Here is a 21,862-nt window from a genome sequence, read left to right as displayed (position 1 = left end):
TCCTTATCCTCCGATACGTACATCGTTAAATATCGGATAACCTAGATAATCAAATGTAATGCCTTGTACAGTCTTCGATGCTGCTATCGTATACGGGAAAATGTAAACAGGAATAATCACAGACAGTTCGCTAATACGTTGTTGTACCTTGCGATAGATTTGAGCACGTTTGTCTTTATCTTTTTCAATAGCTCCTTGTTCTAGCCATTGATCGACTTGCGGATCAGATAAACCGGGTAATGTCGGACGGGCTGACGGATCAGCAGTATGATAGAACGCCGACAATGCATTAGGATCAGAGTTCACCTGACTATTACCGTACAGATCGTACTCTCCATTTTGATAGACTACTGTCGCAATATCTTTAGTAATATTGACTTGCACCTCGATACCGACAGGCTTTAATTGCTGTTGGATCATCGCCGCAATATCATTGCGCTTTTCTCGGTTAGGAGAACCGTCTACATATTTGAGCGTGAGACGCTTGCCGTCTTTGACACGGATACCATCTTGCCCTTTCACCCATCCCAGTTCATCTAGCAGAAGGTTAGCGCGAGCTAGATCAGGTTGGATTTTATTTTCCAATGACTCATCGTAACCTAGAATGCCTGGAGTCAATGAAGACCATGCGCGTTCATACGTACCTAGATATAACGTTTTGACGATCGCATTTACATCAATCGCAGATTGTAGAGCTTGTCTTGCTTTGACATCATCCCACGGAGCATGACGTTCATTGATAAATAAGGTATACGGTAAGCCGAGTGTGTTGGCTTGTAATAATTGAAGATCAGGGCTGTTTTTGAGTGCCAATATATTTTGTGGAGGTACTGTCTCAGCAGCAAGTACCTGCTTACTTTGTACACTACCGATCCGTGTGGCTTCTTCAGGAATGATTGAGAATGTAATGCCATTGATATAAGGTGTGCCTGTATTTTTCACGGTTTCAGGAGCCCATTTGTAATCCGGATTTTGGTTTACTTGAATGAAAGTATTGTCTTTCCAATCAACATATTGATAAGGACCTGAACCGACAGGATGCTTACCAAATTGTTCGCCTTCTTTTTTCGCTGCTGTTGGAGACACGATTCCTAGCATGGCTTGACTAATATTGCCTAGAAAAGCTTCGGAAGGTGTCGATAGATTCACTTGCACGGTATATTCATTAATCACTTTAGACGATTCATAAGGACGAATAAGTGCTAGTGCATTGGCGGATTTGGTCGCTGGATCGATCACACGATCAAAGTTGAATTTGACTGCTTCTGCATTAAAAGGAGTGCCATCATGAAACTTCACATCTTTGCGTAATTTGAATGTATAGCTTTTGCCATCTTTGGAAGTTGTCCAAGACTCTGCAAGCCACGGCTTAATCGAACCATCAGCAGTCTGCAACACAAGACTATCGTACAATGTACGCATCACCCTCACCGATACCGCTAGACCACTACGATGAGGATCAAGTGTATCGGGTGAAGTAGCTAGCGCATATGTTAAATTTCCTTCATTAGCTGTAGCATGGCCTTGAGCACTACTTTTCTCTGCTGCTACGCCTCCGCAACCGGATAATACCAATGATAGAGCTATCAATAGAATACTTGCAGTCCATCCTAACAATGCAGGTAAATATTGTTTTTTAGTATGTGCCATAAGTGATTCCTTTCACCGTGTAATCGGAGAGGTATGTGGAGTATAACGATTAGCTGGAATATTCAGCCCTAGATTACCTCGCAGCGTATCTGCTTCATATTCGGTACGATAAAGACCTCGGGCTTGCAAAATAGGAACGACTTGATCAATAAATTCAGCTAATCCTTGCGGGGTACCTCCGCCGACAATAAATCCGTCTGCCGCTCCTGCTTCAAACCACTGTTGCAACTGATCTGCCACATGCTCTGGAGTTCCGATAAAGGTAGGTCTAGGTGTTGCCGCTTGTAATGCAACTTCTCGTAGTGTTAGCTGATGTTGACGAGCATTACGCTTGATGCTGTCTGTTGTACTACGGAAACTATTTTCACCCAATTCACCTAACTCGGGAAAAGGTTCGTCTAAAGCATATTGACTGAAATCGTGATGTTCAAAATAACGACCCAGATAATCTATCGCATTTTCAATCGTGACTAATTTCGCCACCTGCCAATATTTGCGTTCTGCTTCTTCATCTGTCTGACCCAGAATGACACTGATTCCCGGTAAAATGAGTAATTCATCTGCTGTACGCCCATATTGTGCGAGCCGCCCTTTGAGATCACGGTAGAAATCAACTGTTTTTTCCAGACTATCATGACGAGTAAATACCGCATCAGCTTCTTTAGCTGCCAAATTTTTACCATCTTCAGAAGAACCTGCTTGGAAAATAACAGGCTGTCCTTGACGGGATCGTCCAATATTGAGGGGCCCTTGTACTGAGAAATGTTCACCTTGATGATGAAGGGTATGCAGTTTATCAGGATCAAAAAATACTCCTGATTCTTTATCCCGTACAAAAGCATCCTCTTCCCATGAATCCCATAACCCTTTGGTTACTTGTAAATACTCATCGGCGATCTTATACCGTTCAGGATGAGAAGGATGTTCAGGCTTACTATAATTGCGCGCTGAACCTTCAAGTGGCGAAGTAACTACATTCCAGCCTGCTCGCCCACCACTGATATGATCGATGCTTGAGAACTGTCTAGCTACTGTAAAAGGTTCGCTATACGATGTGGATAATGTACCGACTAAACCAATACGTGAAGTAATCGCTGCTAGAGCAGATAATAAGGTGATCGGTTCAAAGCGATTCAGAAAATGAGGAATTGATTTTTCATTGATATACAGACCGTCTGCGATAAATAAAAAGTCAAACTTGCCCGATTCTGCTTTTAACGCTTGTTGACGATAATAATCGAAGTTAATACTCGCATCAGCAATCGCTTCTGGATGTCTCCAAGCTGACATGTTACCGCCTACACCTTGAATAATAGCTCCTAATTTCAATGTCTTTTGAGTCATGATCATCCACCCTTTATCTTTAATAGAATTGATCTATAGCCTGTAAGTCATTGTTGTGATCAAGTCAGTGCATCTAAAGCAAACTGAATATGCATTTTGGTTCCTAAAAGAAGAACCTGTTCATCGATATCGAACTTGGGATGATGTAAAGGATACGCTGTTGTCGCTTCTGGTGAACGGCAACCAATAAAAGCAAATACCCCCGGACGATGCTGAGTGTATAGGGCAAAGTCTTCACCGGCAAGAAACGGTTGCTCTAACGTCAGTACATTTTCCTTGCCAAAAATAGGTTCTGCCGCTTTCCTAGCTGTTTGTACGGCTGAAGATTCATTATTCAGTACCGTACCTGTGCGCTGAGTTATGGTTGCTTTTCCTCCATGCAGGCAAGCAATACTATGGGCATAATCAACAATTGCCCGTGTGATCCGCTCTACCGTTTCTGTTCGAAAAGCACGAAACGTTCCCGTCACTTCACTTTCGCCTGCAATCACATTTTTGACAGTGCCTGCATGTAGTGTTCCAAAAGATAGCACTTTCGCTTCGCTAGGATTAATACCTGTTGTCATAAAAATCTGCATATCATTCACAAACCGTGCCGCCATAATAATAGCGTCTGACGATAAATGAGGAGCACTATGATGACCTGAAGTCCCTTGAAAATGAACTGAGAAGTGACAAGATGCCGCCATTGCCGTCTCTTCATGTATCCCAATACTCCCTAAAGGAAGATCAGGCCAGACATGCATTGCGAAAGATTGCGACACTCCTTGCAAAATACCATCTTCGATCATATCTCGTCCGCCACTAATCCATCGTCCATCAATAGGTGAAAGCAGTGCCCCTTCTTCAGCCGGTTGAAAAACAAACTTGATCGTTCCACGAATCTGTTCTCGATGTTGACTTAATACTTTAGCCGCACCAAGCAACATTGCTGTATGAGCATCATGACCACAAGCATGCATATAACCTTCACGTTGAGATCGGTACGGATAATCATGTTCTTCTTGAATCGGTAAAGCATCGATGTCTGCACGTAATAGAATAGTCTCGCCTGGTTCTGCGCCATGCAGGATACCTACTATTCCTTTGCCAAAATGCTTACCCACGCCATGTTGTACGTCCAATCCCCATTTGCGTAATAGTCCAACAATCAGTGTAGTCGTATGATCAACATCGAAAAGAACTTCAGGATAAGCATGCAATTCGCGGCGAATACGAATCACGTCCGATTCAAGCGTATCCGGCAAAGATAAAGCTATAGCAAGTTCACTCATCCTCTAGATCCTCCCTCTTTTTTTCTAATGTCTTTAATTCCTATCTACTTAATTGGTATTGTCACATAAATGTAGACCTAATCTGGGATAAGGTCAATGAATTCGCTTATAGATAAGATTAATACAGATATAGAACATATCAATCGGATCGTTTAATGTCTCTAAAATGAAGGCTCATACTTATCGTTCAAATGAAAGAAAAGCATACATAACAAAAAAAGCCTGTTCACGATCTCACGTGAACAAGCTTTGGTTATATATTGATTTCTTCAGGAGTCGGTTCTTTTTCTACTTCTTCAGCAACTTCTATCGGTTGGTTGTAATAAATCGTTGTTCGATTTCTACCTTCACGCTTAGACGTATACATTGCTTCATCCGCATGACTAATCAGATCATCTGGAGTTCGGCCATGTTCAGGGAAAGCTACCACTCCACTAGACACCGTAATTATTTCACCTGAAGGACTCACCGTTCCTTGAAGCAATTCACGCAATCGTTCTGCTACAATATAAGCACGAGTCACATTACATCCACGTAGTAAAATACCGAATTCTTCCCCACCGTATCGAAAACAAACGTCTCCTTCACGTGACACGTTACGCATAATGACCGCTAAAAATTGCATCACTCGATCTCCGGTAAGATGACCATACGTATCATTCACTCGCTTGAAACGGTCAATATCTAACATGACCATGGCAAAAGGTTCATCCCCAATACACCATGCTTCAAGTGTCGAATCAAAGTTACGACGGTTTGCAAGCCCTGTTAGACCATCCAGAGCCGTTTCATTTTTTAGTTTCATAATGTACTTCTGTAATTGACGTGTAGTAAATCGAATACTTTGATACAGGACTTTCACTTCATACGTTCCCGATTTCATCGGTGGTAAAGCTTCACTACGCCAATCATTGACCATCCGGTTCGAATATTCAGCCAATACGTGCAACGGTCGAACAGCCAAATACGTAATAATCCAACCTGCCGCTAACGTAATCAGCAATAAAGGCAAAGATAACAGAATACTCTTCTGCAATAATTCACGCAAAGGAACATCAATCACCGATGCAGGCGTTTGTACAATCACACCCCAGCTAGTTTTCATATTATAAGCATAGCCAGTATAGAAGGTCTGATCTTGTTGATCGGTAAATTCAATTTTGCCGGCTAGACCCGCCATGACTTTCCACACTGCTTCATCCGAAGCTTTGCTTACTCCGACTAAGTTGATATCCGGATGGAAAATAATATTCCCTTTAGGCCCAACAGCATAGATATACGAACCATCCGAAGAATAATCATGTTCTAAAATACCTTGTAATACATTTGATTTTTGCAAATAAATCGTTCCGGCAATATACCCATAATAACGTTCTTGCTTATCAAATAAGGGACTGGTTACTAATACAATCCATCTACCATCTTTACTTCGAAAAGGCTCAGTGATATGAGGAATACGTATCTCTAACAACATATTGTTGATAGGTCCACTTAATTGTTGCCCTGCTGTGACACCTGATGTAGCAGGTACCGTATTATCTACAACTAACTTCTTATTTACAATGACAATCGAATTAAAGTAATTTTTGTTATTAGAATACAAATCTTCTAACAAATCTTGATCGATTTTACTTCCACGTTGCCATATTGTAGCGAGTCCATCGACACTTTCTTGCATTGTATCTAACACATTACCCGCAGCATTAGCCAGTTCACTAGCATGCTGGTAATTGCTTTCCAGATAATTATCAACAAGCGCTTGTTTACTGACCAGATAAGCGGAGTAAACAGAAATAATCATCGTGAGTAGGATTGAGAAAACGATGATAGTGCTTACAATGGTGACAAGCTTGAATCCCTTTTTAGGATATAAACGCAATATGACACCCCACCTGACCAATTAAATAGTAATCCATCTCAATTTTAACACAACCGTTTTCACAAAAGAAAGCAAAAGCGCACTTAAAGTGTCTTTTGCTTTCTAGAATATTATAGAAATATAGTTATTAATTTACTGTTTGCTTTTGTGGAGTACTTTTCATTTTTAATAATGTTTTATTAATCCATATCGCCGCCTGTGCTCCTTCGCCCATAGCAATATTCGCTTGTTCTGAATGTGCCCCTAGATCACCAGCAATCCATACATTTTCAATATTGCTCATTTTAGAGCGTGGATCGGTCTCTATATGATGATTATGAATCGTTTCTACACCTAATTGCTCGGCAAGCTCTGAATTGACATGATTTCCGCCAAAAGCAATAAATCCACGTTCCACTTCAATGGTCTGTCCATCTTCTAGCTCTACACTATGGATAATACCACCTTCATGATAATCCACTTTAGCTACAGCCGATTCGATATACGATATTTGTTTGTCTTGCAAATGCTCCATCGTTTCTGGACGGAATGGCTTGGATTCATGATTGATATAGATTAAGTCAGAAGTACGCTCTGACAGAATAAGAGCCATTTGTGCTCCTGCTTCTCCTGCACCGATCACGACTGTACGACGATCTTCAATCTCATAACCATCACAATCCGGGCATACATATACACTATAACCCAATGTTTCAACTAATCCCGGTAATCGTGGGAAACGGTCAATTAAGCCTGTAGCTAACAATAGTGTTTTGGCTTTATAACTTTCTCCTTGTGCACCTTTGAGTAGAAAATGATCTTCTTTTTGTTGAGCTTCCAAAATGCGATCTTCATGAAATTGTACACCTAATGGTTCTGCATGTTCACGTCCAAGCTTACGCAATTCTTCGCCTGAGACACCATTTGGAAATCCAAGAATGTTTCCGTAGTTCTGGCACAAAGTAGAACGTCCATGTCCAGCGTCAATCACCAGTACTTCATGTGCAGAATATCTGCCTAACTGAATAGCCGCCTGTAATCCTGCAATGCCTCCACCTACAATAATGCAATCATATAATGTGTTATCACTAATCATAAATATTACCCTCCTATAGTCCTTTTTTCTTTTTATAATTAACACTGACTTTGGTTTCTCCATATAGATCATTCACGTACAAGTGTACGTTAGTAGATGTTCGATACTTACTTACAATTAAAAAGATCGTATAAGATAATATGTAAACCTCTTATATATTATGAAACGCAATCGAATCAATATTACAAAAATCCTCTTCTTCTGTAGAGTGAATCTACAAGAAAAAGAGGATAGTATTTATACAATCTTATGAATTAATATCTGCGGGTGTAATTTCATACAATGTGCCACTCATCATCCCACCGAATCCACCGCCATTATGGGTACGATTCATCCCATTTAGAGGGCTGTTCATAGTAGAACTTGTAACTTTAGTATTATTAGCTCCAGAAAGGCTATTTTGTAAAACCGTACTGGTCGTATCTTGCCACTCTTCCGTAGGAACTTCTGTGCCGTGTGCTTTAATCCATGTGATCACTTCACTAGCTTCACCACCACGACCCCCTATACCATTGATCATAAAGTATTTGATTTCTCCTTTGCTGATCAAATCTTGTAAAGAATCTACGGTGAGAATCGGATCACTGCCTCCGAATCCCCCCATTGCCATCACAGGCTTGCCTGTTTGGATAATATAAGGAGCAGCTGTACTTGCATTAGATACAGCGAATAGATATTTTTCCCCTGTATTGTGTTCCATCGCATATTGTAATAATTTCTCATTGGCACTCTGATACATACCGCCACGATTAGGCGTTCTCGCAGGAGGTGTTTCTCCGGGAGCTGTTAGACGAGCAGAAGCACCTCCGAATCCGCCCAATCTTTCTTTCGCTTCAGGTCCACCTGCTGGAATAGCCACATTGCCAGTAGCATTTACAATAGAGAACGATGACCAATACAGTGGAGTTAATATAAGAACTGCCATCGCCATAGAAGCTAGATACGCTTTTCTTTCTTTGAAGATAGAACGACGTTTGCCTAAGATCAAGCCTATCGTCAACCCTAATCCTAAAATGCCAATAATATAAAACCAACTTGAACCGATCGTTTCATTAAATGGATAGATCACATACAGTTGAAAAGCAGTTGTTACTGCAATACTGATAGGCAGCAACCATGATAGCCATCCACGCTCTTCACGATATAATTTCCATTGAGCCATACATCCTGTTGCAGCCAGTACAGCGACAGGGGGTGCCAACATAATCAGATAATATTGATGGAAAAATCCTGCAATACTGAAGAAGCCAGCAACAGGAAGCAACCATATCACCCAGAATATAGTTTCTAGATGATCTGGACGACGCCATTTTCGGCGTAAACCTGCAAATAATGCAATCAATGAGATGATCGCAAATGGTAATAATAGACTTGCTTGACTGGAAAGACTGGATTGAAATAAACGAAGCGGGCCTGCATCGCCAATATTAAACATCGTTCCTGTATTTCTACCTCCTTCTGGAGGAGCAATCTGACTGCTGTTCAGCTCATTCGCTGGTGCAAGTACAGACGTCTGTCCGGTTAGACGATTCAGTCCATTATAGCCAAAAGCTAATTCCATCACAGAGTTTGTCTGACTACTTCCTTCATAAGGTCGCTCACTAGCCGGTACACTATCGACTACCATTGCCCATGATACCGAAATACCTGCTAACAATATCGTTCCGATCGCTAGAACAGATAGTTTCTTTTTCCAATGAACTTGGTAAGCCAAAAGATAAAATACATATAAGGCAGGTAAGATCATATACGCTTGTAGCATCTTGACGTTAAAAGCAATACCCACCATCGAAAATCCGGCAATAATCCATAGTGCTTTATGTTGCTTCACGCCTTTGAATAACATCCATGTTGCTAGTAGCAAACAGAATACTAATAGACTATCTACATTATTGGAACGTTGTACGGCTATTGCTACAGGGGTGATCGCCATCATTAGTGCTGCTAAACGTGCTGTAGACGTTCCAAAAGTCGGTTTGACAATAAGATAAATTAAACCTACCGATCCAACACCTGCTAATGCCATCGGCAATGTGACGCTCCATCCATGCACTCCAAAAATAGATGCAAATAACGTCTGCACCCAGAACGCTACAGGAGGCTTATCAATCGTTACAAATCCTCCGGGATCAAATGAAGCATAGAAAAAGTTATGGAAACTTTGAAGCATACTGGTTACTGCTGCTGTATAGTAAGCATTCGCATTTCCGTTTTCCCAAATCTTCCATATGTTCAGAAAAGCAGAAAGGATTAAAATAAAAATAAGTGGGATATCTATCCTCAATTTGGATACTGTATTTGCTCTTATTTCCATAGGTGTTCCTCCCCCGACTATAAATAGTACATGTATGTTTTTTATGTCATTTCATTGTGTAGGATAAACCTTAAATTCAGATCATGAATTACTTAAAAAAAGATTAAATATGCAATTTCTGTGATACATAAAGCATAATTATGCACAAAAAAAGAACCTCCTAACTCACTACGATGTGAGTTGGAGGTTAACTGTTTTATTTATAGTAGCAAAGGGGGATTTGCTAAGAACAAGGACAAATCAGGGTTAGAGTTGGGAAAACATGTACGCCAATAACTGGATCGTCAACTATTAATATTGAGTGTTACCACTTTCCGTAATGTTTTTAACACCAATAAATTTAGTGCCTACATTGTGGTAACGGGTATTCGTCATTTTCACTGTACTTGTTGAACTATCTGTACGGAAAATAGCTTCTTTCATATCAGAGATATCGCAATTGTCGATTGTTACATTCACTTTGAATGTACTTCCGCCCAATTGACGAATAAATTTACCTGCTTTGGAACCTTTAAAGTTACTCACTTTAAACGTAGAAGCAGCATTGATTTGGAACATTTTATCGTCACCATTGGTAGCTGAACCGCCTTTAAGCGTAACTGTTCCGCTCTCTTTGATTGTCATTGCGTCTTCACCGATATCTTCCCAGACAATGTTCTCCAGAGTGGCGTTGCCATAAGTATGTACGCCATCAGCCGCTGGATAACCCAGTACTACATTTTTTAATGTGCCCCCATTTTCAACACGGAAAATAGGTTTTTGACCTTCTTTTTGACTGCCATCTCCAAGAGCACTTCCTGCGATGAAACGTGCTCCTTTGCCATCATACACTTCCCCTGCTTTCACGATAATGGTAGTGTTTTGTACTCCTGCCGCTTCAACAGTTGTTGTTGGTACAGCAGTTGTCGGCACAATTGTAACTACTGATGCTAACAAAGTAGCCGCTAAAGTTGTTGTTAACCATTTTTTCATCAGTGATATCGCTCCTTTTGAAGTATAATATGCAACCTGTTACTTAAAATCATGTTTATCAGGTTTAAGTTAACGATATCATCGAATAATAGTTCTATCTATATGAATATAAGGAAATATTTAAGTTATAACCCTATAATTGTATATCTTATGTAAAAATAAAGTCATTTTTCCTTATAGTTATAGACCTATTGCATTGTTGATATCGGTATATTCGTTATACAGCCTACATTATTTCTAATTACTTATATTAATATTATGGAAAATATAGTAATATTAGGATGTAAAATGGTAACGTTTACTTTTTAGTTGTGATAACAGATTTTTTGCTACTTGAGTAAGGAGGTGATCATCGAGGTTCCCACTCGCTATTGGATTTGTAGTAGGAATATATCTTTATCTTATCAAGGAGGATATGTTATGAACTATTCAAAATATGCTACATCAGTAATAGGATTGATCTTAACGATGACGTTCTTTATTTCTCCCACTTCGATGATGGCGATGGAGCACAATGAGATCCCTTCATCTAGCGAAAATACGATCACACCTTCATTATATGCAGAAGACGATTTCCCAGGATCGATGGATCAAAATAATCGTGTGTATTACAGTCCTAGTATTGGCCCGGGTGGCAATGTAGATGCCGAGATTTCTGTTACATTACTGCCAGGAGAGCGTGTATTCATGACCTATGAATTTTACTCATGGTCTACTGAAAAATGGACACCTGTCGTCACAGAGATTATTGACGGCAATCAAGGTGGATTTTTGCATCGTATATTACCTCTTTCTCCTAACGATCCTATACCGGGTCTGTATCGAATTACGTTATCCAGTGATAGTACACGCTCCATCTCAAGTTGGATTCACCTAGAGTATTCCGCATGGTAAACGACTACTTTATCCTGATATAATACGTAAATAGGCATCATAAAAAGGGTTGATGATTTGAGCGACATACGCTCATCATCAACCCTTTTATATAGGATCTATATATTATTCTTTATCAAAAAAGAAGTGTTCCGCAGATACTTGATCGCCCTCGATCGTGATCTTACCATAAGAGTATCGAGGCTCACGGCGCTTGTCTGTCGGCGAACCCGGATTGAATAGTAAGATATCTTCTCGCACTTCAGACAATGGTGTATGCGAGTGTCCAAATACAATAATATCCACTGCTTCATTAGGAAACGTATTAAAAGCACGATCCGGTGTCGTCCCTTTCCATCCATCTCCATGCACCAAGCCGATTCGCTTGCCGCCCGCTTCAATAATCTTTTGTAGTCCTAATCGCTCCACAATCTCTGATCCATCATTATTACCTGCGACTGCTTCGACAGGCGCTAATTCAGACAACTTCTCATAGACCCACCAATCACAGAAATCTCCTGCATGCAAAATCAAATCTACCCCTTGTAAACCTTCTAATACATGATTAGGCAAATGACGATTGCGACTGGATAGATGGGTATCCGATATAATTCCAATAATCAATTAAATCCCCTCCTTTTGTTGATAAGCATAACGACGCTCATCTCTATCGGTTTCGCTAAGCTTCGGACAAGAGAAACAATAATCCCCGTCATCCATCCGATGATATAGACAACAAGCACTTTTTAGTGGAATCTGTTGATCTCCTTGAATACTGGTCGTATAACGAGTCCGCATATTCAATGGATTCACCGTTAATCCAAAAGGTTCAGCACTCATTTCAGAAGTCACATACCGATGATCATCTTTAATATGCTCTACAATCTCTGGTGAAGATGCTTCTTGTTGCCATGTCTGCACAAAATAATTAAACTGACTTGGAAATTGACGCCAGAAGACACGCGCATGAGCTCCTGTGACCGCAGAGATCGCTTCGACTATAGGACGAAGCGTTTGTTGGTACAACTGTTCTAAATGAGTCTGACGGAATAAGGCTCGTTCCTCAGGTGTATCCGGCCCTTGCTCTTCACCCCATTGCTGAAGTCGAAAAGCAAACTGACAATATCCATTACTCTCATACATATCCATAATTAAACTATCCGGCTCAAGTGCAATACTCTTATTATAGAAGGAAAGATAATATTGCCCTGCTAATGCGATTCGACCTAACCACGAACAAAAAAATGTGCCCGCAGGTTCGGTATCTGGTGCTTTTAACAAAGGAGCATAGAACTGTAAAAACTTCTCCATCCCGACCACTGTACTCAACTCTGCAAAAGAAGCACTATATATCGCATCAGGATGTGGTTCGATGATGATATAAAATTTAGCTTTTAACATGTCATGATCTAAGCTAAGTTCCATGCTGTCCATACCCTTCCTCTAGTAAGATTCATTATCATTTATCCTATACCAATCTCTGTGATTCTTCAAATCCATACAAAAAAAGACAGCCCTTCTATCAAGGACTGTCTTTTTATAAAGAGTAATACTGAAATCAAAAATGCAATATCAGCGATTAAGATGTTGGCTTCGCTTCGACCGGTTGCTTTTTGCTACTGACTACCGATTCAACAGCTGCTACACGGCGATCTTCAGGTTGCCCTGTTGCTTGAATCTTTCTTACTTTGTGAAGCACTTCTTTGTTCGGTAGGTAATGAAGTGATTTGATATAACGAATCGTTTTGGTTTTGGCACGCATAACAATTGAATGTGTCTCTGCACGATCATCCGCCAGATAACGTACACCACCCAAGATCTCACCAGGCGTTACACCTGTTGCGGCAAAAATAACATCGTCGGTGCCGATCATATCCTGCATCGTAAGAATCTGGTACGGATTTTCGATACCCATTGCCTGACAGCGTTCAAATTCAGCTGCATTGGCTGGCATCAGTCTGCCTTGAAGTTCTCCACCAAGGCAAGATAGCGCCGCTGCCGCCAGTACACCTTCTGGTGCACCGCCTGAACCTAGATACAGATCAATCCCTGCTTCGGGGAAAGCAGGAGCCATCGCGCCAGCTACATCGCCATCGCTGATAAATTTGATCCGTACGCCTACTTTACGTAATGTTTTGATAATACTTTCATGACGATCACGATCCAGTATCATTACGGTGATATCCGCCATATTTTTACCGAGTGCTTTGGATGCTTTATGCAAAGTCACATCGACAGGATCTTCAATACTGAGCTTGCCCACTAATGCAGGGCCTACAGCTAACTTTTCCATATACATATCAGGTGCATGTAGAAGATTACCTTTATCTGCTACAGCAATAACCGAAAGTGCGTTATTCAACCCCTTCGCTACAATAGCTGTTCCTTCTAGCGGGTCTACAGCCACATCAACTTCTGGCGAATCTGTATTTCCCACTTTTTCTCCAATATACAACATTGGAGCTTCATCCATTTCACCTTCACCAATAACGACTGTACCATTGATCGATACCGAGTCAAACATTGCACGCATAGCTAGTGTTGCTGCTTCATCTGCGCTGTTTTTGTCACCGCGTCCCATCCAGGGAGCCGAAGCCAATGCCGCGACTTCTGTTACTCTTACAATTTCCAATGCCATTTCGCGTTCCATGTCTTCCACTCCTTTATTTGGGATTTTAAAAATAAATGTTGTTTGCTAGAGCATATAATATCATCAATCCAAACAAAAATGTTGTTTTTAACGAAAATTTTCTTTTAAAACAAATTTATATGTTTGATAAATAAATATTATAGATGATTTCAGACTCGTTATTCACAAATAACCAACAATTATTTCATAATAAGAAAATAAATCTGTGTTTATTATTTCATTTTATATAAATAACCACATTTTATCAAATGAAAACAAAAAGAAGCAGTAAACAATCTCAAAGAGATCATTTACTGCTTCTTGAATGTAACTATTCGAGATTAGTTAATGCCTACAGCACTCAAAGAGTTTTTAACTGCTGTTGTTTGCGCAGAGCTTGCACCGTACAAGTCTGTAGAAGCTTGGATCATTGCAGAACGGTAAGCTGAGAAGTTAGAGCTAGAAGTTAGGTAGTAGTTCAATGCACGATATACGATTTGGATCGCTTGTGAACGACCGATACCTGTAGTGTTCACTCCACCAAATGTTCCACCTTGCGCTAACAAGTAGTATGCTTTGTTCGGAATACCACTGTTTGTGTGTACGCCGCCATTATCATCACTTGTATTTACATAAGCAGACATTGAAGCTGGTTGTCCACCTTTAGCAGGGTTGTCCATGTAACGAAGTGCATCACCAGTTGTACCTGGCGTATAGATCGCATCACCGATCAACCAGTTTTTACCTTCGATTGTGTTACCGAACATATCAGAGATCGCTTCATTCAACGCACCGGATTGACCGTAGTATTCAAGATTAGCTGTATACTCGGTTACACCGTGAGTCAATTCATGACCAACAACGTCCAAGTCACCAGACAATGGAATGAATGTAGAACCGTCGCCATCTCCGTATACCATTTGAGTTCCGTTCCAGAATGCGTTGTTATATCTAGTAGAGTAATGAACTGTTGATTTAAGAGCTAGACCATTACCATCAATACTGTTACGTCCAAAGTTAGATTTGTAGAAATCATATACTCTTTCTGCGTAAGTATGAGCATCTACAGCAGCAGGATCGTTAAACGTACTGCTTGTGCTGGATACTGTTGTTCCTGGCAAGGAAGTACGGTTAGCTGCCGTATATGTTTGTACACCTTTTCCACGAGTGCTATCGATCAATAAGTTGCTAGAACCTGATACTGTTGTTGTGAACGATTTGGTATCGCCCAATACGCCTTTACCTGTTCCTGTAGCATGCTCAATCAAGTCATATTGGAACAAGATTGAACCTGATTTCGCATCGATAAAGTAACGTGTACGAAGTGGTTCAGGAGTAAGTACGTTAACTTCAGTTACATACGCTAAGCTAGCTTTATCTTCTGGAGCATATACATACAATTTAGCACTTGGTGCTTTTTGAGCTTCGCCTAGTGAACCAATTTTAGAAGCAGCATCTTTTTCAGCAATTTTGATTGCTTCAGAAGCGCTAATTTTTGGAGTTACAGCTGCTTTTGCATCTTTAGAATCACTCAATTTACCGTAAACGTCTTCCACAACGCTACCTAGATACAAAGATACATTTCCTGTTTTATCGAAATGTAGTGTTTGTTCTGCGCCGTATACAGGAACGCCTTCGTAAATTTGGTTGATGCGATAATGTTCTGTACCTGTAGAAGAATCTGCTTGACGTTTAGTAATATCAAAAACTTGTTGTGCAGTTGCTTGTTGATCTCCGGCAATTGTACGTTTTTGTCTGTCCAAGAATTTCCATACTTTTGCATCGCCTGTCAATCCGCTAGTCACCAAAGTAGATTGTGTAATCACTTGTGGAGTGTAATCTCCTAGTGGTGTTACTTCATTAGCAGAAGCAGCAAAAGCTGGAGCCTGAGCACCAATCAACAAACTACCGGCAAGTATAAATCCAAACGTCTTTTTCAAAGTATTCTCCCCTGTTCACTTGGTTTTTTTGGTATAGCCTGTCTGCGAATATTCTTCCTTTTCTTCTAAGTACCTACGAGCCTTTGCCAAAATTGAATGATAGCATTCTAGGAATGCCTAAGCGCCAGCTACAAACTGCGGGCAACATCTACAACAACAATCAGTAACCGGTACCCCTCCTTTTGGACGCTCATATTTTACCAAATAAATCATTTTGTGGATTCCTCTTGCGTCTGAAAGGAATCGTATCATGATTCCTAAAAAAAATAAATACCTTTTTAGATAAAAATATGGAAAAAGTTGAAAAACACTGTTTTATCTGACATAGGGTGTATAGTTTAGTATCATTTGGGGAAAAGTACCTCATTTTACGCACGTAAATAAGACTTAATTCTACTTTTCAGCAGTAATTAAGTCTTATTTAAATTCCGATTCACAAAAAGTGAAAAAAGGTTATAAGAATCAGGTCGTGAATGAGTATAATTTTAACAATAAAAATGGAAATTATTACTCAACAGACTGCTTATTTTTTAAAGACAACTAACTTAGTCTCTAACATTTCTTCTAAAGCATATTTGATTCCTTCGCGTCCTATCCCACTTTGTTTGACTCCACCATATGGCATATGATCTACACGGAATGAAGGAATATCGTTAACAATTACTCCGCCGACTTCTAATTTCTCAGCAGCATGAAATGCCGTTTGCAGTTGTTGCGTATAGATGCCTGCTTGCAATCCATAATCCGAACGATTGACTTCGCGAATGGCTTCTTCCATATCTGCCACAGGGTTAATCATTACGATTGGAGCGAAAACTTCTTTACATGCTACACGTACTTCCGGATGTACTCGTAATAAGACAGTTGGCAACAGAAGATCATTCTCTACTGTACCGCCATAAGCGATCTCTGCTCCTTGGGATACAGCTTCTTCAATCCATTCTATCGCTCTTGTCTGTTCTTTCGGTGCGATCATAGCCGACACATCGGTATCTTCATTCATAGGATCACCTAACTTCAGTGCACGCGTTGCTTCTACAAATTGAGCAACAAACACTTCAAAGATCTCCTGATGTACATAGATTCGCTGAATTGAAATACACACTTGCCCTTGATTACCAAATGCTCCGGAGACTGCACGCTTAATCATCGCCGGGATATCGGTATCTCGATCAATAATCAAGCCAGAATTCGATCCAAGCTCCAAAGTCACTTTTTTCAGCCCTGCTTTGGAACGAATAGAGATACCTACTCCCGGGCTACCTGTAAATGATAATGCTTTGACACGTTCATCAGTAACAATCGTATCTCCTACCACTTTACCATCACCTGTCACTACATTAAGTGCGCCAGCAGGCAATCCTGCTTCTTGTAATAACTCGGCTAATAAGAAAGAAGACAATGGTGTCTGCTCCGCAGGCTTCAATACAACCGTATTTCCAGCGGCAAGAGCAGGACCCACTTTGTGTGCAACCAGATTCATAGGGAAGTTAAAAGGAGTAATCGCTCCAACTACACCTACAGGCTCTTTGACTGTATACGCTATTCTTCCTTCTCCACTGACCGAAGCATCCAGTGGGATCGTTTCACCATGAATCCGTTTGGCTTCTTCTGCTGCAAATTTATACGTTTCGACAGTACGCCCAATTTCAGTACGAGCGGCTTGAATCGGCTTGGCGCCTTCTAGAGCTATCAATTGAGCTGCTTCTTCAGATCGTTGTTCTAATAGAGAAGCTAATTTTTCCAAAATAGAGGCTCGCTGATGAGCTGGCATCGCACGCATAGTCTCTTTAGCTTCATAAGCAGCAGTAATTGCTTGCTTCGTTTCTTCTGCGTTCGCTTCTGCCACTTCTGTAATAAGAGAACGATTGTAGGGAGAATATAAAGGAGTATACGAACTAGCTTTCACCCATTCTCCGTTAATATATAAATGTTTTTGATCCATTGTAATCTTCCTTTCGCTATTCAAAATAAAGCTTCATCGTAAATGAACACTCCTACTCAATACCCTTTTTCATATCAAAGTATGTTCTATTATTTCAATTTGTTAAAAATAAGGTCTTTTTAACTATATTAATTTCGACTATATTCGACATTTCGAGTTTTAAAATATTATTTTTTTCGACATCTATACATTATTTTAAAATTTTACCGAAATATAATTTGTTGGAACAATAAAAGGATTAAAAAAGCGACAAAAGATAGATTTAAAAGGACAATAATAGATAACGCCTTAATATTAAAACCTTTTTGAAAATACATTAAAATACAATTAATGAAAAAATATTTAAAAATGTATCGACATATTCGACAAAATGTGATATTTTTACATTACTTAAAAACCAAGACTTATTAACTATAAAAATAGACACGAGATGAGATGGTACCGGTGAAGCATTTAAAAGTACAAACTAAAATTATCAGTTTAACGTTAATCAGTGCATTGTTTATGATTGTTATAGGATTTGCAGGTTACAAAACAACGGATCTAATGTCTACTGAATCGAACGAAATGTATAACCAGAATGTAAGAGCAATCAGCGATGTTAGCCAGATCATTATTGATAACCGTACGATCGAAGCTGCATTGCTTGAATTTATTATCACGACAGACGATGAACGCAATACAGCATTAGATGCTTCTATTAAAGAACGTTTGACTCAAAATCAAACTTTATATACAGATATGAGCACGATCAAGCTCAGTCCAGCAACAACCAAGCTTTATGATACTTACACTCAATCTTTAACGGATTACACTTCCAAAATTGAAGAAGTTCTTCAAAATGCTTCACAAAATAACAACACCGAAGCGTATCGCGTTTTTCAAAATGATGTAGAGCCATTACGAATAGCAATGAATGACACGACCAGACAACTTAATGCTTTGCTCAAGTCAGAAGCTCAAATCAACAATCAAGAAGCTGTTCATCTAGCCTCTGTTGCCAAATTAGTATTAATTATTGTCTTTATCGCAGGTGCTCTTCTTTCTGTATTACTAGGTTTATGGATCAGTCGTACGATCAGTCGCCCGCTGAAGCATCTACAAGAATTGATGAGTCGTGCGGGTGAAGGGGATCTTACAGTAGAAGGAACATATACATCTCGCGATGAGATTGGACAGGTTACACAATCCTTCAATGCTATGGTCAATAATGTGAAAGATATTATTCGCAAAGTGGATGAAAGTGCAATGACATTATCAGCTTCTTCTGAAGAATTAACAGCAAGTGCAGATCAGACTGCTCAAGCTGCTGAACATATTGCTGTCGCTACTAATGAAATGTCTACAGGTATTGAATCTCAAGTAGAATCTGTGAACCAAGTGAATCAGTCCATTGGTTCAATGTATGAACGTATGGGACATGTAGCTGCGATTAGTAATGAAGTGAATCAAATGACAGAACAAATGAACAATGACGCTAAAAATGGATTAAGTGAAGTGACTGAGATTACGAATTTAATTCAGGAAATAGCTAAAGATATGCAAGACAATCTAGTGGTCATGACTAATTTGAATGATAAATCCAACCAGATCAGTATTGCTTCTTCTGCCATCCAGCAGATTGCTCAACAAACTAATCTACTTGCTTTGAATGCTTCGATCGAAGCAGCTCGGGCAGGTGATGCAGGTCGAGGATTTGCAGTGGTTGCTGAAGAAATTCGCAAGCTTGCATCCAGTACAGCTGATTCATCCAAATTAATTTCAAATATGGTTCAATCGATCCAACATGATAGTAATATGGCTGTTGAACAAGTTCACAAATCATCCGATAGCATCCAGAGCACTGTTGCAAGCAGTACTCGTGTCAATACAGCATTTCAAGCGATTCAGCATTCGGTTAGCAATACAACAGAGAAAATTCTTCGTACCGGTTCATTGATTCAAGAAGTTGCCAAACAATCAGAGACGATTGCTGAAGCCATGGGACATGTGAGTGCGATATCAGAAGAAAGTTCTGCGGGAATTCAACAGACAGGTGCTGCTAGTGAAGAGCAATTGTCTACGATGGAAGAAGTTTCAAGTGCGGCACGCTATTTAGCGGATCTTGCTGAGAATTTACAGACGACTCTTGCCCGCTTCAAAATATAAATACGATTTTAAATCATATTCAGTCAGGAGAACAAAGCATGAAAAACTGGAAAGTTAGAACCAAAATTATCACTCTTATCGTAGTAAACCTACTAATCTTAATTATGTTAAGCGCCACAGGAACATTGATGACTAATAAAATGTCCAAAGTCGCTTCAAATATGTATGAAGTTAATATGCGCTCGCTAACAATTATGGATCAAATTATTATGAACTATGGGGATAGTGCTGCTAATCTTCTTGAATTGATGCAGACGACGGACCCAACAGCTAACAAAGCGCTAGTCAATCTTATTAATGCAACGACTGCAAGTAACAAAGAACAATTTGAATTAATGGGTCAAATGGCTTTAAGCCCGGCAAATCAGAAGCTAGCGGCTGAATTGGTTCCTTTAGCAACAGCCTTTTCCGAACAACGTGACAATATTTCTGCTTTAGCAGCATCTAATGAGAATGAGCAAGCTTTTCAAGCTTATGCGAATCTAAGTAACCAGCGTACTCAATTAAATGAAGTACTTAACGCTATGCGCACCAATCTTATTGATGAAGGCGGCAATGCGAAAGTAGATTCAGATCAACAGTATGCTCAATCTCAATGGATTACAGGTATTCTTTTTGCGATAGGCTTGATTGTATCGCTATTACTAGGAACTTGGATCGTACGCTTAATTGTACGCCCTTTAAATAATGTACAACTATTAATGACTAACGCATCTGATGGTGATCTTACCGTTCATTCTGACTATGTATCTAAAGATGAGATCGGTCAATTGTCTGCTGGCTTCAACACTATGATATCCAGTATTCGTGAAATCACGAAAAAAGTCGACGAAAGTGCAATGACATTATCGGCTTCTTCTGAACAATTAACAGCAAGTGCCGAACAAACGGCAAAAGCTTCTTCTCATATCGCTACTTCTTCTGGTGAGTTATCAACTGGATTTGAATCTCAAGTTGAGACGGTTAACCAGGTAACTAATGCAACCAATGAAATGACTGACAAAATGCAACAATTGCAAACAAGCAATAAAAATATTCAAGTGCTTACGAATCATATGGAAGAAACCGCAGGAAATGGAATCAATGAAGTTCAAGAAATTACACATTTGATCAATGATTTGGCAAGCAATATTCAAGATAATTTGAATGTGTTAACTAGCTTAAATCAAAAATCAGACGAAATCGGCTTAGCTTCGCAAGCAATTCAACAAATTGCCAAACAAACCAATTTACTTGCTCTCAATGCTTCGATTGAAGCGGCTCGTGCCGGGGAATCTGGACGTGGATTTGCAGTTGTTGCGGATGAGATTCGCAAACTTGCTGAAGGTGCAGCCCAATCATCTACACAAATTACCGCTTTGATCTCAGACGTTCAATCTGAAAGTCAAAAAGCTGTTGAACAAGTGCATACTTCAGTGAACAATGTACAAGCAGGTGTTCAAAGTAGTGAACGTGTCAATGTCGCTTTCGAAGCGATTCGTCAAGCCGTAGCTGATACGGTAGAACAAATTGGTGGTACACGCTTAATGGTGGGTTCTATCACTGTACAATCTCAACAAATCTCTGAAGCAATGGAACATTTAAGTGCTCTATCCGAACAAGGTTCTGCTGGTATTCAAGAAATGAACGCAGCCAGCGAAGAACAATTATCTACAATGGAAGAAGTGTCTGAATCGGCTCGTTACCTCTCTTCACTTGCAGAAGATCTACAACAATTGTTAGCTGGATTTAAACTTTAAGTTTGAATATGATCTTATGAGTCTTTGATTTTCTTTTTAACTGTCTGCTTTATTTGAAAAGGAAGCTCTCTACGGTATAT

General features: G+C 39.9%; 15 protein-coding genes. 3 read left to right on the top strand and 12 right to left on the bottom strand.

Features of this window, described 5'->3' with window-relative positions:
* Nucleotides 1–3: 3 nt before the first annotated feature.
* From RCP16_RS07160 to RCP16_RS07130, 7 genes are all read right to left on the bottom strand, one after another.
* Nucleotides 4–1,650, bottom strand: coding sequence for an ABC transporter substrate-binding protein (locus RCP16_RS07160; RefSeq protein WP_308642003.1), 1,647 nt, complete (start codon nucleotides 1,648–1,650; stop codon nucleotides 4–6).
* Between the two features lie 12 nt (nucleotides 1,651–1,662).
* The gene (locus tag RCP16_RS07155; RefSeq protein ID WP_371748202.1) at nucleotides 1,663–2,994 is read right to left on the bottom strand and encodes an LLM class flavin-dependent oxidoreductase; all 1,332 of its coding nucleotides are present in this window, start codon (nucleotides 2,992–2,994) and stop codon (nucleotides 1,663–1,665) included.
* Between the two features lie 59 nt (nucleotides 2,995–3,053).
* Entirely contained in the window at nucleotides 3,054–4,268 is a 1,215-nt protein-coding gene (locus tag RCP16_RS07150; protein ID WP_308642002.1) for a M20 metallopeptidase family protein, read from the bottom strand.
* A 253-nt stretch (nucleotides 4,269–4,521) separates the two neighbouring features.
* Nucleotides 4,522–6,069, bottom strand: a complete 1,548-nt coding sequence (locus RCP16_RS07145) for a sensor domain-containing diguanylate cyclase (protein ID WP_137221853.1) — start codon at nucleotides 6,067–6,069, stop codon at nucleotides 4,522–4,524.
* Nucleotides 6,070–6,274: 205 nt separating this feature from the next.
* The gene (locus RCP16_RS07140; RefSeq protein WP_139129255.1) at nucleotides 6,275–7,222 is read right to left on the bottom strand and encodes an NAD(P)/FAD-dependent oxidoreductase; all 948 of its coding nucleotides are present in this window, start codon (nucleotides 7,220–7,222) and stop codon (nucleotides 6,275–6,277) included.
* A gap of 247 nt (nucleotides 7,223–7,469) precedes the next feature.
* Nucleotides 7,470–9,536 carry an ArnT family glycosyltransferase gene (locus tag RCP16_RS07135; RefSeq protein ID WP_308642001.1) on the bottom strand — a complete coding sequence of 689 codons (2,067 nt, stop codon included), beginning with the start codon at nucleotides 9,534–9,536 and terminating at the stop codon, nucleotides 7,470–7,472.
* A 291-nt stretch (nucleotides 9,537–9,827) separates the two neighbouring features.
* A complete protein-coding gene (locus RCP16_RS07130) occupies nucleotides 9,828–10,508 on the bottom strand; it encodes a pectate lyase (RefSeq protein WP_308642000.1) in 681 nt (226 codons plus the stop codon).
* Between the two features lie 420 nt (nucleotides 10,509–10,928).
* On the opposite strand from RCP16_RS07130, the gene RCP16_RS07125 reads away from it, so the two are divergent.
* Nucleotides 10,929–11,402, top strand: a complete 474-nt coding sequence (locus RCP16_RS07125) for a hypothetical protein (RefSeq protein WP_069328715.1) — start codon at nucleotides 10,929–10,931, stop codon at nucleotides 11,400–11,402.
* A 105-nt stretch (nucleotides 11,403–11,507) separates the two neighbouring features.
* Here the strand turns inward: RCP16_RS07125 and RCP16_RS07120 are convergent, their stop codons facing one another.
* The 5 genes from RCP16_RS07120 to RCP16_RS07100 all read right to left on the bottom strand — a co-directional run bounded on the left by RCP16_RS07120 (nucleotide 11,508) and on the right by RCP16_RS07100 (nucleotide 17,895).
* Nucleotides 11,508–12,005 carry a metallophosphoesterase family protein gene (locus tag RCP16_RS07120; protein WP_069328716.1) on the bottom strand — a complete coding sequence of 166 codons (498 nt, stop codon included), beginning with the start codon at nucleotides 12,003–12,005 and terminating at the stop codon, nucleotides 11,508–11,510.
* On the bottom strand, nucleotides 12,006–12,815 hold the full coding sequence (locus RCP16_RS07115) for a (2Fe-2S)-binding protein (protein WP_308641999.1): 810 nt from the start codon (nucleotides 12,813–12,815) through the stop codon (nucleotides 12,006–12,008).
* 145 nt (nucleotides 12,816–12,960) lie between these two features.
* Nucleotides 12,961–14,031 carry a class II fructose-bisphosphatase gene (glpX, locus tag RCP16_RS07110; RefSeq protein ID WP_069328718.1) on the bottom strand — a complete coding sequence of 357 codons (1,071 nt, stop codon included), beginning with the start codon at nucleotides 14,029–14,031 and terminating at the stop codon, nucleotides 12,961–12,963.
* Nucleotides 14,032–14,351: 320 nt separating this feature from the next.
* Nucleotides 14,352–15,950: a M4 family metallopeptidase gene (locus tag RCP16_RS07105; RefSeq protein ID WP_069329789.1), complete on the bottom strand. Its 1,599-nt coding sequence runs from the start codon at nucleotides 15,948–15,950 to the stop codon at nucleotides 14,352–14,354.
* 523 nt (nucleotides 15,951–16,473) lie between these two features.
* Nucleotides 16,474–17,895: an aldehyde dehydrogenase family protein gene (locus RCP16_RS07100; protein ID WP_308641998.1), complete on the bottom strand. Its 1,422-nt coding sequence runs from the start codon at nucleotides 17,893–17,895 to the stop codon at nucleotides 16,474–16,476.
* A gap of 444 nt (nucleotides 17,896–18,339) precedes the next feature.
* Here RCP16_RS07100 and RCP16_RS07095 point away from each other — a divergent pair, with 444 nt between their 5' ends.
* Both RCP16_RS07095 and RCP16_RS07090 read left to right on the top strand, forming a co-directional pair.
* Nucleotides 18,340–20,043: a methyl-accepting chemotaxis protein gene (locus RCP16_RS07095; RefSeq protein ID WP_161594222.1), complete on the top strand. Its 1,704-nt coding sequence runs from the start codon at nucleotides 18,340–18,342 to the stop codon at nucleotides 20,041–20,043.
* A 38-nt stretch (nucleotides 20,044–20,081) separates the two neighbouring features.
* Nucleotides 20,082–21,782, top strand: a complete 1,701-nt coding sequence (locus RCP16_RS07090) for a methyl-accepting chemotaxis protein (protein ID WP_069328819.1) — start codon at nucleotides 20,082–20,084, stop codon at nucleotides 21,780–21,782.
* Nucleotides 21,783–21,862: the final 80 nt, after the last annotated feature.

Source organism: Paenibacillus nuruki (assembly GCF_963311185.1).
GTDB lineage: Bacteria > Bacillota > Bacilli > Paenibacillales > Paenibacillaceae > Saccharibacillus > Saccharibacillus nuruki.
Note: the sequence above shows the minus strand (reverse complement) of the source record. Positions and strands in the feature narration are given on the sequence as shown.

Bases quoted from the DNA above. Each gene is read 5' to 3' on its own strand.
- RCP16_RS07160 (WP_308642003.1), bottom strand. From the start codon at position 1,650: ATGGCACATACTAAAAAACAATATTTACCTGCATTGTTAGGATGGACT.
- RCP16_RS07155 (WP_371748202.1), bottom strand. From the start codon at position 2,994: ATGACTCAAAAGACATTGAAATTAGGAGCTATTATTCAAGGTGTAGGC.
- RCP16_RS07150 (WP_308642002.1), bottom strand. From the start codon at position 4,268: ATGAGTGAACTTGCTATAGCTTTATCTTTGCCGGATACGCTTGAATCG.
- RCP16_RS07145 (WP_137221853.1), bottom strand. From the start codon at position 6,069: ATGATTATTTCTGTTTACTCCGCTTATCTGGTCAGTAAACAAGCGCTT.
- RCP16_RS07140 (WP_139129255.1), bottom strand. From the start codon at position 7,222: ATGATTAGTGATAACACATTATATGATTGCATTATTGTAGGTGGAGGC.
- RCP16_RS07135 (WP_308642001.1), bottom strand. From the start codon at position 9,536: ATGGAAATAAGAGCAAATACAGTATCCAAATTGAGGATAGATATCCCA.
- RCP16_RS07130 (WP_308642000.1), bottom strand. From the start codon at position 10,508: ATGAAAAAATGGTTAACAACAACTTTAGCGGCTACTTTGTTAGCATCA.
- RCP16_RS07125 (WP_069328715.1), top strand. From the start codon at position 10,929: ATGAACTATTCAAAATATGCTACATCAGTAATAGGATTGATCTTAACG.
- RCP16_RS07115 (WP_308641999.1), bottom strand. From the start codon at position 12,815: ATGGACAGCATGGAACTTAGCTTAGATCATGACATGTTAAAAGCTAAA.
- glpX (WP_069328718.1), bottom strand. From the start codon at position 14,031: ATGGAACGCGAAATGGCATTGGAAATTGTAAGAGTAACAGAAGTCGCG.
- RCP16_RS07100 (WP_308641998.1), bottom strand. From the start codon at position 17,895: ATGGATCAAAAACATTTATATATTAACGGAGAATGGGTGAAAGCTAGT.
- RCP16_RS07090 (WP_069328819.1), top strand. From the start codon at position 20,082: ATGAAAAACTGGAAAGTTAGAACCAAAATTATCACTCTTATCGTAGTA.